This is a genomic window from Streptomyces sp. KM273126 (assembly GCF_004337435.2).
GTDB lineage: Bacteria > Actinomycetota > Actinomycetes > Streptomycetales > Streptomycetaceae > Streptomyces > Streptomyces acidicola.
In genome coordinates this window covers 6968526-6981984 of record NZ_SJXB02000001.1, presented here as the reverse complement: position 1 = coordinate 6981984, position 13459 = coordinate 6968526, and the positions used below count along the sequence as shown (strand labels likewise).

Genomic DNA, 13459 nt, shown 5'->3' with positions numbered 1-13459 from the left:
GACCCGGACGGCCCGCCACCTCCCACCCTCACGGCCACCCTCCGCCCCGGCCACGACGAACCCACGGCCCTGCTCACCGCGATCGCCCAACTGCACGTCGCGGGCCAGGACGTGGACTGGTCCGCGCTGCTGGGCCCGGGCCCCCGCGCCGACCTGCCGACCTACGCCTTCCAGCGCCGCCGCCACTGGCTCCCGCAGCAACCGGCCGACGACGCCGGCATCCGGGCCGCCACGACCGCGGCGGACGGCACCGCGCCCCCACCACGGTGGACCGACGGCCCCGCCCTGCCGGAGACCGGTCCGTCCTCGGAACCCGACGAGCCCTCCGACCAGCCCTACTGGCAGCGCCTGCTGGCGGGCCGTACCGGCCGGGAGCGGTACCGGCTCGCGCTGGAGCTGGTCCGGGCCGAGGCCGCCGCCGTACTCGAACATCCCGGGCCGGACGCGGTCGACCCGCAGCGTTCCTTCCGGGACGCCGGCTTCGACTCGGTCACCGGCATGGAGTACCGGGACCGTCTGCGGGAGCTCACCGGCCTGCCGCTGCCGACCACCCTCGTCTTCGACCGGCCCACTCCCGCGGCCCTCACCGAGCACCTCCTCGCCGAGCTCACGCCCCACCGGCCGGAGGCGGCCTCCGCCGCCCTGTCGGCCCTCGAACGGCTGCGGGCGGCGCTGTCCGACGCACCGTTGGACCCCGTCACGGGCGACCGGCTCGCCGACGGACTGCGCGAGCTGCTGTCCACCCTCGCGGGCGCCCCGGATGCCTCCGCCGGGCCGCACGCCGTGCCCGGCGACGTCACTGACCTCACCGAGAAGATCGGAACCGCCACCGATGACGAAATCTTCGCCCTCCTCGACCACGAGTTCGACGCCTGAGCCGACGCCGGACCCCGCGGCGGAAAACGGGGCAGCCATGACAGAGGCCAGACTGCGGACGTACCTGAAACGGGCCACGACGGAGCTGTACCGGACCCGGCAGGAGCTCGCCGAGCTCCGCGACCAGGACCGCGAACCCATCGCGATCGTCGGCATGGCCTGCCGCTTTCCCGGCGGGGTGCGCGGCCCCGAAGACCTGTGGCGGCTCGTCGCCTCCGGCACCGACGCCATCTCGCCGTTCCCGGCGAACCGGAGCTGGCGGCTCGACGGGCTCGCCGACGCGGCCGGGGACACCGGCACCCCCGTACCCCACGGCGGCTTCCTGCACGACGCCGACGAGTTCGACGCGGAGTTCTTCGGCATCAGCCCGCGCGAGGCCCTGGCCATGGACCCCCAGCAGCGGCTGCTCCTGGAGAGCGCCTGGGAGGCCATGGAGCACGCGTGCATCGACCCGACCGGACTGCGGGAGAGCCGTACCGGCGTGTTCGCCGGAGTCACGGCGCAGGAGTACGCGTCGCTGAGCCGGACCGGGCAGGAGGGCGTGGAGGGCTACCTGCTGTCGGGGACCACCGCGAGCGTCGCCTCCGGACGCGTCGCCTACACCCTCGGGCTGCGCGGCCCCGCCCTCACCGTCGACACCGCCTGCTCGTCCTCGCTGGTAGCGCTGCACCTCGCCTGCCGTTCACTGCGGGCCGGCGAGTGCGATCTCGCGCTCGCGGGCGGGGCCTGTGTGATGGCGACGCCGGGGATGTTCCTGGAGTTCACCCGGCAGCAGGGACTGGCCGCGGACGGTCGCTGCAAGCCGTTCGCGGCCGCCGCCGACGGCACCTCGTGGGCGGAGGGCGTCGGCCTGATCGTGCTGGAACGGCTGTCGGCCGCCCGGCGGCGCGGCCACCGGATCCTGGCCGTCATCCGCGGTTCCGCCGTCAACCAGGACGGCGCCAGCAACGGGCTGACCGCCCCGAGCGGGCCGGCCCAGGAGCGGGTCGTGCGCGACGCGCTGCACTCGGCCGGGCTGCGGCCCGAGGACGTGGACGCCGTGGAGGCGCACGGCACGGGCACCCGGCTCGGCGACCCGATCGAGGCCGGCGCGCTGCTCGCCGTTTACGGCCGGGAGCGGCCCGCGGACCGCCCGCTGTTGCTCGGCTCGCTGAAGTCGAACATCGGGCACGCGCAGGCGGCCGCGGGGATCGGCGGCGTCATCAAGACAGTGCAGGCCCTGCGCCACGAGCAGCTGCCGCGCACCCTGCACGTGGACGCGCCCACCCCGCACGTGGAGTGGCGGGCGGGCGGCGTACGGCTGCTCACCGAGGCCCGTCCGTGGCCGCGCCGCGGCACCCCGCGCCGGGCGGGCGTCTCGTCCTTCGGCATCAGCGGGACCAACGCGCACCTGATCCTCGAGGAGGCACCGGAGCCGGAACCGGTGAGGTCGCCCAGTTCACGGGAGCAGGCACCGGACCAGGCGAAGGCGGCCACCGCACGGGAGCAGGCACCGGATCACGCGACGGCGGCCACCGCACAGGCGCCGAAACCGGACCAGGCGAGGCCGGGCACCGCACATAAGCCGGCACCGGACCAGGCGAGGCCGGGCACCGCACAGGCGCCGAAACCGGACCACGCGACGGCGGCCACCGCACAGGCGCCGGCACCGACCCCGGCCACGTCACCCACCCCACAGGCGCCGGAGCCAACCCCGGCCACGTCACCCACCGCACCGGCGCCGGAGCCGTTCCCCCTCCCGTGGCTCCTGTCCGCGCGCACCGCCCCGGCCCTGGCCCGGCAGGCGGCACGGCTCGCCGAGAGCCTGGGCGAGGCGCCGGCATCGGGTCCGGCCGACGCGCGCCACGCCCCGTACGGCACCCGGTCCACCGCACTCCCGCCCCGACCTGCCGACGTGGCGCACGCCCTGGTCGGCACCCGGGCCGCGCTGGAGCACCGGGCCGTGGTGCTCGCCGAGGATCTGGCCGGGTTCCACGCGCTGTTGTCCCGTCTGGCACGCGGCGAGGACGTGCCGGGCGTGGTGCGAGGCCGGGCGAGGGCCGGGCGCACGGTGTTCGTCTTCCCGGGGCAGGGCTCGCAGTGGGCGGGGATGGCGCGCGAACTGCTCGAGACGTCCCCGGTGTTCCGGGAGCGCGTCCGGCAGTGCGGCGAGGCCCTCGCCCCGTACACCGACTGGTCACTGACCGACGTGCTCACCGAGGCGCCGAAGGCCCCTCCGCTCGACCGGGTCGACGTGGTGCAGCCCGCGCTGTGGGCGGTCATGGTGGCCCTGGCGGAGGTGTGGCGTGCCCACGGTGTGCAGCCCGACGCCGTCGTCGGGCACTCGCAGGGGGAGATCGCCGCCGCGTGCGTGGCGGGCGCCCTGTCGCTGTCGGACGCCGCGCGCGTGGTGGCTCTGCGCAGCCGCGCCCTGGTCCGGCTGGCGGGCACCGGTGGGATGGCGTCGGTGGCCCTGCCCGCCGACCGGGTGCGCGAGCGGCTCGCCGATCCCCACCTGGCCGGCCGGGTGCACCTCGCCGGGGTCAACGGCCCCGCGGCCACGGTGATCGCGGGCCCGGCGGCACTCCTGTCGTCGCTGGTCGCCGAGTGGGACGCGGGAGGTGTGCACGCGCGTGTGGTCCCCGTCGACTACTCCTCGCACAGCCCGGACGTGGAGGCGCTGCGTCCGGAGGTGCTGGACCTGCTGGCCCCGGTCGCCCCGCACCGCCCCGAAACCCCCCTCTACTCGACGCTCACCGGCGGCCTGCTCGACGAGGCCACGCCGATGGACGCCGAGCACTGGTTCCGCGGCCTGCGCGCCCCCGTGCGGTTCCACGACGCGGTGACCGCCCTGATCGACACGGGCCACGACCAGTTCGTCGAGTGCAGTCCGCACCCGGTGCTCACCATCGCCGTCCAGGACGCCCTCGACGCCGCCGGGGTACCCGGCGCCGCCCTGGGCACCCTGAACCGCGGCGCCGGCGGCCGGCGCCGGCTGCTGATCTCGCTCGCCGAGGGGTATGTGCGCGGCGCGCCCGTGGACTGGTCCACGCTGCTGCCCCCGGGACGGCCGGAGGCGGTGGAGCTGCCCACGTACGCCTTCGAGCGCCGCCGCTACTGGTTGGAGCAGCCGTCGTCCGGCACCGATCCCGCCCGGCTCGGTGTGGCGGCGACCGGGCATCCGCTGCTGGGCGCCGCGGTCGAGTCGGCCACCGACGAGGGCCTGTTGCTCACCGGGCGGATCTCGCCGGCCGAGCAGCCCTGGCTCGCCGACCACGTCGTGCACGAGTCGGTGCTCCTGTCGGGGACGACGCTGGTGGACTGCGCGCTGCACGCCGCCGACCGGCTCGGCGGGTCCGTGGACGACCTCGTCCTGGAGGCGCCCCTCGTGCTGCCCGTCGACGGCGCGGTGGACGTGCAGCTCGCCGCGGCCGGCCCCGACGCCGCAAGCCGTCGTACGTTCACCGTGCACTCCCGCCCCGCCGGGCGGGAGGACGCGACGGGAGCCCGGTGGACCCGCCATGCCTCGGGCACCCTCGCCCCGCTCGCCGATCCGGATCCGCCGGAGCCGGAGCAGTGGCCGCCGGCCGGAGCCGAAACGCTCGACGTCACCGACGTCTACGACCGCCTCGCCGCCGTCGGCTACCGGTACGGCCCGGCCTTCCGGAACCTGCGCGCCGCCTGGCGGCGGGAGCGGGAGCTGTACGCCGAGGTCCGGCTCGCCCCGGACACCGACCCGACCGGATTCGCCGTGCACCCGGCGCTGCTGGACGCGGCCTTGCACGCCCTGGTCCTGCACGCGCTGGACGCGGCGGAGGACGCGGAGAGCATCCTGCTGCCGTTCTCCTTCGCCGGAGTACGGCTGCACGCGGTGGATGCGGACGAGGTGCGCGTCCGCGTGACGCCCACCGGGCCGCGACACGCCCGGCTGCTGCTCACCGACCGGTCCGGGGGGCCGGTCGTCACCGTCCAGGAGGTGTCGCTGCGCCCGACCTCGCGTGCCACGCTGCGAGCGCAGGACGCCGTTTCGGCGGACGCCCTCTTCGAGGTGACCTGGCAACCGGTGCCTGCCGATGTGCCCGAGACGGCCGTGCGCTGGGCGGTGCTCGGTGCCGCCCAGCCGCGGCTGCCGCAGGCCCCGGCCCACGCCGATCTGCCGACCCTGCTGTCGGCGCTCGGCGAGCGGGACGCCGTACCCGATGTGCTGGTGGCCTTCTGGCCGCCCGGTCCGGCAGGGGCCGCGTCCGAGGAGGGCCGCGCGGTGGCGGCCGCCCATGAGGCCGCCCGGTCCGCGCTCGCGCTCGTCCAGGAGGTACTGGCCGCGGACCGGCTGCGCTCGGCGCGGCTGCTGGTGGTGACCCGCGGCGCGGTCGCCACCGGTCCCGGGGAGCCCGGCCCGGATCTCGCGGCCGCCACGGTGTGGGGGCTGCTGAAGAGCGCCCAGAGCGAGCATCCCGGCCGGTTCGTGCTCCTCGACTTGGACGCCGAGGGCGCCGACGAGGACGCGGACAGCGGGGCGGACCGGCTGGCCGTCGCCCTCATGACCGGGGAACCGCAACTGGCGTGGCGCCGGGGCGCCTGGCACGCGCCCCGGCTGACCCCGGTACCCGCGCGCCGCACGCTCACGCCGCCCCCGGACGGCAGCTGGCACCTGGACATCCGCACGAAGGGCGCCCTGGACGGCCTCGCACTGGTCCCGGACGACCACGGCTCGCGGCCGCTGGGCGCGGGGGAGGTCCGGCTGGCGATGCGTGCGGCGGGCGTCAACTTCCGTGACGTCGTGGTGGCTCTGGACATGGTTCCGGGTCAGGAGGGCATGGGGCTGGAGGGCGCGGGTGTGGTCCTGGAGACGGGTGCCGGGGTGCGGGACCTGGCTCCCGGCGACCATGTCATGGGCCTGGTGCCGAGGAACGCGTTCGGCCCGGTGGCCGTCACGGACCGGCGGCTGCTGGCGCGGATCCCGCGGGGCTGGTCGTTCACACAGGCGGCCGCGGTGCCGGTGGTGTTCCTGACGGCGTACCACTGCCTGGCCGAGCTGGCCGGGGTCCGTCCCGGCGACCGGGTCCTGGTGCACTCCGGGGCGGGCGGGGTGGGTATCGCGGCGATCCGGCTCGCCCGGTATCTGGGCGCGGAGGTGTTCGCCACCGCCTCGCCCGGCAAGTGGGACGTCCTGCGCGCGGAGGGGCTCGCCGACAACCACATCGCGAGCTCCCGCACCGACGCGTTCGAGGAGACGTTCCGCCGGGCGACGGGCGGCGCGGGCATGGACGTCGTGCTCAACTCGCTCACTGGTCCGCTGCTGGACGCCTCGCTGCGGCTGCTTGGATCTTCGGGGCACCTGGTCGAGATCGGCAAGACCGACATCCGGGACGCCGAGGAGATCGGTCGGCGGCATCCCGGAGTCCGCTACGACGTCTTCGACCTGCTGCGGGCCGAACCCGACCACGTGGCGCGGATGCTGACCGAGGTCCTCGCCCTGTTCGACCGGGGCGTGCCGGGACTGCTGCCGGTGACCACGTGGCCGGTGCACGAGGGCGGGCGGGCCCTGCGTCACATGGCCCAGGCGCGGCACACGGGCAAGGTGGTGCTGACGCCGCCGCCCGGCTTCGACCCTCACGGCACGGTCCTGATCACCGGCGGCACCGGCGTCCTCGGCCGGCTGCTGGCCCGCCACCTGGTGACCCGGCACGGGGTACGGCGCCTGCTGCTGGCCGGTCGCCGGGGCGCGAGCGCCGACGGGGCCGCGGAACTGGCCGAGGAGCTGGCGGCGCAGGGTGCCCGGGTGTCGTTCGCGGCCTGTGACCTCGCGGACCGGGCGGCGGTGGCCCGCCTGCTGCGGGACATCCCGGACACCCGTCCGCTGACCGCGGTCGTGCACGCGGCGGGCGTTCTCGCGGACGGCACCGTCGAGACGCTCACGCCGGACGCTGTGGACCGGGTGCTCGCTCCCAAGGCGGATGCGGCCTGGCACCTGCACGAGCTGACCCGCGAGACCAGACTGTCCGCCTTCGTGTCCTTCTCCTCGGTGGTCGCGACGCTGGGCTCGGCGGGACAGGCGAACTACGCCGCCGCCAACTCCTTCCTGGACGCGCTGGCGCACCGCCGCAGGGCCGAGGGCCTGTCCGGCACATCGCTCGGCTGGGGGCTGTGGGCGCAGGCCGGTGGTATGACGGGGCACATGTCCGAGGCCGACCGGGCCCGCATGAGCCGCGGCGGGGTGGCCGCGCTCTCGGTGCCGGAGGGGCTGGCCCTGTTCGACGCTGCGCTGGCGACGGGCGGCACACAGGTGCTGCCGGTCCGGTGGGACCGGCCGGCGCTGGGCGACCTCGCGGGCCGGGACAGCTTGCCGCCGCTGCTGCGCGGCCTCGGCGGCATCCGTCCGACGGCCCGGCGCACCGCCCGCCGGGACGACACCGGGGACACTCCCGTCTGGTCACGGCAATTGGCGGCGCTGCCCGCCGACCGCCGTCGCGCGGCCCTGTCGGAGCTGCTGATGCGCGTGGTGGCGACCGTGCTGGGGTACGGCGACGACGAGGAGATCGATGTCGACCAGTCCTTCAAGGACATGGGGTTCGACTCGCTGGCCGGGGTCGAGCTGCGCAACCGCCTGACCGCGGCGACCGGTCTGCGGCTGCCCGCGACACTGGTCTTCGACCGCCCCACGGTGCCCGACCTGACCGACCACCTCCTCGACGACGCGGCGCTGCTCTCGCCCGTCGGCGGGGGCTGACCCGGGGCAGAGACGGGGTCCGGGTGGTGTCCGGGCCCCGTTCGGGGGTTCGGGCACCGTGTGCGGGACACCCGTGACGGGCCGCGAGCGGCACTGCTCCACGTACCGCGGCCGGGCGGCGGCCGCGACCCGCCCGCGGGGAGGAGGGCCGGTTCAGGGATGCCTCAGGGATTCCCCTGAACCCCCTCTGCTCTCAACTCCCTATACTCGGCAAGGACCGTACGCGGCGGAGGACTCCAGGGAGACCCGGGTGATTGACCGATACGTCGCCGAACTGGACAAGGCCCTGCGCGGCCCGCGGGCGGTCAAGGCGGACATGCTCGCGGAGGCTCGTGACGGGCTCGTCGATGCCGCCGAGGCGTACGAGGAGAGCGGCCTGGACCGCGCCAGCGCCGAGCAGCGCGCCGTGGCCGACTTCGGCCCCGTCGACATCATCGCTCCCGAGTACCAGCCGGAGCTGGCCCTGGCCGAGGGTCGGCGTACGGCACTGCTGATCTGCGTCGTCCTGACCGTCCAGCCGGTCGCGTGGTGGCTGCTGCTGACCCTCGCCGGACACGGCGCGGACGCCCGCGCCGACACGGATTACGCCCTGGTCGACGACGTGGTGCGCTGGACCGGCGCTGGGGCCATCGGCACAGCGCTCGCGGTGGCGATCGCCACCGGCGCCGGGGTGCGCTATCTGGGCGCGCGCCGCCGTCTGGTCCGCGCGGCCGGTTTCTTCGCGTTCCTCGTCTGCGCGGTCTTCGCCGTCCTCGGCCTGCTGCTGACGCTCTACAGCCCGGCCACGGACTCCCTGCTGGGACTCACGGGCCTGCCGATGACGGCCCTGCTGCTCGGCGTTCCGCTGGCCGGGGTCGCCGTGGCGGGCCGCCGTTGTCTGGCGGCGTCCTGACCGTGTGCTTGTGTGCACGACTCGTCGGCGCCGGGCCGAGGTGACAGGGCCGGGTACCGTCTTCCGGATCGGCCGGGCGTCGTGAGGCCGATTCCGGATCGGCCGGGCGTCGTGAGGCCGGACACGCGCGCCCCCGGGCCGGGAAGCTGACCCGCATCTCCTCGCCGACACTGCACGGAGATGCGTCGTCACACCGTACGAAAGCAGGCCTGTCCCGCCGCCGCACGAGGGCGGGCCTGCCCTGCGGAACCAGGGCAGCCACCCGCATCTCCCTGGTCCCTGACGCCCCCGGCGTCACGGCATACGAAAAGGCCGGCACGGCTCGTGAAGCGTGCCGGTCGTCGCTCTCCTCGTGGCCCTCAGGCCGGTGCGGACCCCGGGCGCAGGACGCCCTCGACCATGGTGGAGAAATCCCGCCATTTCGTCCGCTCGCCGGCCAGCGCCCGGCGGCCCGCGGAGGTGAGCTGGTAGGTGCGGCGCCGCCGGCCACCCACCGTGCTCCACTCACTCTCCACGAGTCCCGCCCGATCGAGGCGCCGCAGCGCGGGGTACAACGACCCGGTCGGCAGGTCCAGCGCCCCGCCGCTGCTGACCTGGAGAGCCTCCATGACCGCGTATCCGTGCAGGGGCTCCGTTTCGAGCACCGCGAGGATCAGCGCGTCCAGATGGCCCCGTAGCGCTTCAGACATCATGTAGGCAATCTACATCATGTGCTAGCGTCGACCACCTACATGTAGCCAATCTATCTATCGTGGCGGGTGACGCCACTGGACCAGGGAGGTCGGACTACGGTGGCCACGCCCAATCGGACCCTTACCGAGGCAGGTGACTCGTCGGGGACGGCGAGGCCGAGCCTCTTCGAACGTCTCGCCCAGGTCTCCTACCGCCGCAAGTGGTGGGCACTGGTGGGCTGGGTCGTCGTCCTGCTGGCCGTGAGCATGGGCTCACAGGCCGTCGGCGACGACTACCACAACGACTTCGGCCTGCCGGGCACCGAGTCCCAGAAGGCGCTCAACGTCCTCCAGGACCGGGCCCCCTCACAGGCGGGCGCCACAGTCACGATCGTGCTGGAGGCCGACGGCGGACTCACCGCCGCGCAGACGCGCGAGCGGGTCGAGTCGATGCTGGCCCAGATCAAGAAGGAACCGCACGTCGTCAGCGTGGTCAGCCCCTACGACAACCGCCAGGCAGTGTCGAAGGACGGGACCATCGGCTACGTCTCGGTCGCGCTGGACAAGCAGTCGGAGGACATCCCCACCGAGGACGCCCAGAAGATCATCGACACCGCGCAGAAGGCCGAGACCACCGGTCTGCGCGCGGAACTGTCGGGTGACCCGGTCCGGGCGGCTCAGGGCGAGGACAGCGGCTCCGCCGAGGGCATCGGCATCCTCGCCGCCCTGGTGATCCTGGTCCTGCTCTTCGGGTCCCTGTTCGCCGCCGTGCTGCCCGTGGCGATCGCCCTGTTCGCCGTCGGCACCACGCTCGGCCTGATCATCCTCGCCTCGCACGTGGCGACCATCGCCAACTTCACCGCGCCGCTGATGATGCTGGTCGGTCTCGGCGTGGGCATCGACTACGCCCTGCTGGTGTTCTCCCGCTACCGCAGCGAGCTGTTCGCCGGCACCGACCGCAAGGCGGCGACGGTCAAGGCCATCGACACCGCCGGCCGTACCGTGTTCTTCGCCGGATGCACGGTCATCGTCGCCCTCCTCGGGCTCGTCGTACTCGGCCTGGGTTCGCTGCAGGGCGTGGCCGTGGCCGTCGCCCTGACCGTGCTGCTCACCATGATCGCGTCGCTGACGCTGTTGCCCGCCCTGCTGGGCATCTTCGGCGGCCGGATCGAGAAGCAGGTGCGCCGCCGCGTCGAGAAGGGCCGCCGGGCCGGCGGCGAGCGCTGGGGCCGCTGGACCGCTGCCGTCCAGCGGCGCGCCTGGGCGGCAGCGCTGGTGCCGACCGCGCTGCTCGCGGCCCTCTCGCTGCCCGCGCTCGACATGCGGCTCGGCTTCGCCGACGCCGGCACCGACGACACCTCCACCACCACCCGCCAGGCGTACGACCTGCTCGCCGAGGGTTTCGGCCCGGGCTTCAACGGACCCCTGATCGTGGTCGCCGAGGGCGACTCGGCAGCCGCCTCGCAGGCCCGTGCGGCGCTCGAGGACACCAAGGGCGTCGCCGTCGCGCTGCCGCCGCAGTCCTCGGGTGACGACCTGTCCACCATCATCGTCTTCCCCACCTCCGCCCCTCAGGACGCGGCCACGAACGACCTCGTGGGCGAGTTGCGGGACGACGTGCTGCCGTCGGTGGCCCGGGAGACGGACGCCACCTTCCTGGTGGGCGGCAGCACCGCCTCCGCCGAGGACTTCTCCGACGCCGTCGCCAACCGGCTGCCCGCCTTCATCGCCGTGGTGGTCGGACTGTCGATGCTGCTGCTCCTGCTGGTGTTCCGCTCGATCCTCATCCCACTGAAGGCCGCGGCGCTCAACCTGCTCAGCGTCGGCGTCGCCATGGGCGCAATGACGCTGGTCTTCCAGAGCGGCGCCCTGGGCATCGAGAAGGGCCCGATCGAGGCGTACGTCCCGGTGATGATCTTCGCGATCGTCTTCGGACTGTCCATGGACTACGAGGTCTTCCTGCTCTCCCGCATGCACGAGGAGTGGGAGCGCAGCAAGGACGCGGCCCTGGCGATCCGTCAGGGGCTGGCCACCACGGGCCAGGTCGTCACGGCCGCCGGCGCGATCATGATCGTGGTGTTCGGCGCCTTCATGTTCAGCGGCGACCGGATGCTCATGCAGTTCGGCTTCGGACTGGCCGTCGCCGTCTTCGTCGACGCCGTCATCATCCGCTGCCTGATCCTGCCCGCGGTGATGCACCTGTTCGGCCGCTACGCCTGGTGGCTTCCCGGAGGGCTGGCCAAGCGCCTGCCCCGGGTGGCCATCGAACACTCCTGACGGGGGGGAATCCCCCGCCTCCCGACAGGGGCCCGCCGGCCTCCACGCCCGACGCGGGTGTGGAGGCCGGACTCTTGCTGTCGGCCCTCCGGCACCCCCGGCACCAGCGCGAGCGTAAGCCGCCGTGTGCCCTCACTGCGCCTCGACCAGAAGTCGAGGTGCCCCACCCAGGATGCGGGGGACCCGATTCCGCGGCGAGGGTGAGGTCGGCGTATGAAGGTACCGAGAGTCCTGCGATGGTGCGGCCGGATGTTGCTGTCGCTCGCGCACGACGTGGGCGCGGGGGCCCAGTTCATGGGCGCTCTCGCCATCGGCATGCCACCACCGCCCCATCTCTTCACGCAGCCCACGCAGCCCACGCAGCTGCGAAACGACCCGGATCCGGAACCCCGGAATGTTCTGGAATCAACAAATCCAGATATCCGCAAGGCCGCCGGAGGACCGGCACCGGGCCACCCTGAACGACTGATTCCGCACATTCCGCCAGAACCGGAGGAACAGGCCCTGTGGTCACAGCTGCACTGACCTCGCCCTCCCACAGATGAAAAACCCCGCTCCACCTGTGCCCGTTCGGCAAGAAAACAACCGGAGCGTCCCGTTCACTTGCCTGTAAATGTTCGGCACGGCATAGTCTGAAACGGAATCTTTACCACCGAGCACCACACCCACAATCCAGAAAATCGGGGGATCTACAGGATGTCTCACGACGCTCGGCCGCGACCCGCCTCCTTCTTCACCGCGCCCGCACGCCCACGCGGGCGAAGTCCGCGCGCCTAGAGGAAGCCGACCGGGGCCTGGACAGCAGCAAAGCTCCACAGGCCACGGGCGCTTGAAATCAGGAACCGCGCACAGGAGACCGGACGACGGTCGACAGCCGCCGGTGAACGGAGCCCCAAGGGCGCGCCGCCACGAGAGGTTCACCCATCACCGCTCGGTATGCCACGCGGGCGAATTCGGCTGCCCTGATTTCACGGCAGTCCACCCCCTGCGGGCCAAGTCGAGAAGCGTCGCTCTGTCGTGCCGACATCCGGCCTCACACCACTGACGTCTGGCGCCACCCGGCCAATTACCGGACTCCATGTCCGACATATGCGTCCAGTGCGGAAAAAAGAAAGTGTTTTGCATTCGCTACGAAGGGTGTGGAGGCAATGCAGATCAGCGTGTTGGGTCCGCTGTCCGTCACGATGAACGGGAGGAACGTCACACCGACGGCGCCGAAACCACGACGGATTCTGGCGCTGCTCGCCATGTCCGCGAACCAGGTGGTACGCAACGAGCAGCTCATCGAGGAAGTCTGGGAGGACCGGCCGCCCAGCAGCGTGGCCACCACCCTGCAGACGTACATCTACCAGCTGCGCAAGTCGCTGCGCCTGGCGGGGGGTTCGAGAGCGGACCGGGACCCCGGGGACGAACTGCGCACCTTCGTCGGGGGCTACATGCTGACGCTGCCGCACGAGGACCTGGACTCGCTGAGGTTCGAGGAGCGGGCGCAGCGGGGCAGGGCCCAGCTGTCGGCCGGTGACGTGGCCGGGGCGGCTCGCACGCTGCGGGAGGCCCTGGACCTGTGGCGCGGGCCGGCGATGGTCGACTTGAACCCCGGCCCGGTACTGGTCTCGGAGGCACTACGACTGGACGAGATACGCAAGAGCGTCCTGGAACTGCGGATCGAGGCGGACCTGCGGCTGGGCTGCCACCACGAGCTGCTCGCCGAACTGATCAAGCTGGTCTCCTCACAGCCGACGCACGAAGGGTTCCAGGTCAAGCTGATGATCGCGCTCTACCGTGCCGGCCGACGCTCCGAGGCCTTGCAGGTCTACCAGCACGCCCGGGAGAGCCTGGTCCGCGAACTGGGCGTGGATCCGTCGGAGACCCTCCAGCAGCTGCACCACGCCATCCTCACCGGTGACCTCGGACCGGGTCCGGCACCGGAGTCGCCGTCGCCGTCGCCGGGGGCATGGGCGATGCACGCCGTCAGATACTGAGGCCGGACGGCGTACCGCCGGAGACAGCGCGTGAGAGCTCTCCGCATCCAGT

General features: G+C 73.3%; 6 protein-coding genes and 1 pseudogene. 6 read left to right on the top strand and 1 reads right to left on the bottom strand.

Translation table 11 applies throughout. The features are described 5' to 3' along the window. The first annotated feature begins 111 nt into the window (after positions 1-111). The 3 genes and pseudogenes from E0500_RS45140 to E0500_RS29400 all read left to right on the top strand — a co-directional run bounded on the left by E0500_RS45140 (position 112) and on the right by E0500_RS29400 (position 8477). Positions 112-876 carry a phosphopantetheine-binding protein gene (locus E0500_RS45140; protein ID WP_309505250.1) on the top strand — a complete coding sequence of 255 codons (765 nt, stop codon included), beginning with the start codon at positions 112-114 and terminating at the stop codon, positions 874-876. Between the two features lie 61 nt (positions 877-937). Beyond that, positions 938-7585: pseudogene (locus tag E0500_RS29405) on the top strand (SDR family NAD(P)-dependent oxidoreductase); the annotation flags it as partial. Between the two features lie 250 nt (positions 7586-7835). Continuing rightward, positions 7836-8477: a permease prefix domain 1-containing protein gene (locus E0500_RS29400; RefSeq protein ID WP_131566757.1), complete on the top strand. Its 642-nt coding sequence runs from the start codon at positions 7836-7838 to the stop codon at positions 8475-8477. A 359-nt stretch (positions 8478-8836) separates the two neighbouring features. On the opposite strand, the gene E0500_RS29395 is transcribed toward E0500_RS29400, so the two are convergent. Continuing rightward, a complete protein-coding gene (locus E0500_RS29395; RefSeq protein WP_131566754.1) occupies positions 8837-9169 on the bottom strand; it encodes a PadR family transcriptional regulator in 333 nt (110 codons plus the stop codon). A gap of 99 nt (positions 9170-9268) precedes the next feature. Between E0500_RS29395 and E0500_RS29390 the strand changes: the two genes are divergently transcribed. From E0500_RS29390 to E0500_RS29380, 3 genes are all read left to right on the top strand, one after another. Next, positions 9269-11425, top strand: a complete 2157-nt coding sequence (locus E0500_RS29390; RefSeq protein WP_399120060.1) for an MMPL family transporter — start codon at positions 9269-9271, stop codon at positions 11423-11425. Between the two features lie 249 nt (positions 11426-11674). Further along, positions 11675-11950, top strand: coding sequence for a DUF6059 family protein (locus E0500_RS29385; protein WP_131566751.1), 276 nt, complete (start codon positions 11675-11677; stop codon positions 11948-11950). 623 nt (positions 11951-12573) lie between these two features. Continuing rightward, the gene (locus tag E0500_RS29380; RefSeq protein WP_131566748.1) at positions 12574-13407 is read left to right on the top strand and encodes an AfsR/SARP family transcriptional regulator; all 834 of its coding nucleotides are present in this window, start codon (positions 12574-12576) and stop codon (positions 13405-13407) included. The last annotated feature ends 52 nt before the right edge of the window (positions 13408-13459 follow it).

What these genes read in the sequence shown, in the direction of transcription:
- E0500_RS29395 (WP_131566754.1), bottom strand. Translation starts at nt 9,169, where the DNA reads ATGATGTCTGAAGCGCTACGGGGCCATCTGGACGCGCTGATCCTCGCG.
- E0500_RS29385 (WP_131566751.1), top strand. Translation starts at nt 11,675, where the DNA reads ATGTTGCTGTCGCTCGCGCACGACGTGGGCGCGGGGGCCCAGTTCATG.
- E0500_RS29380 (WP_131566748.1), top strand. Translation starts at nt 12,574, where the DNA reads ATGCAGATCAGCGTGTTGGGTCCGCTGTCCGTCACGATGAACGGGAGG.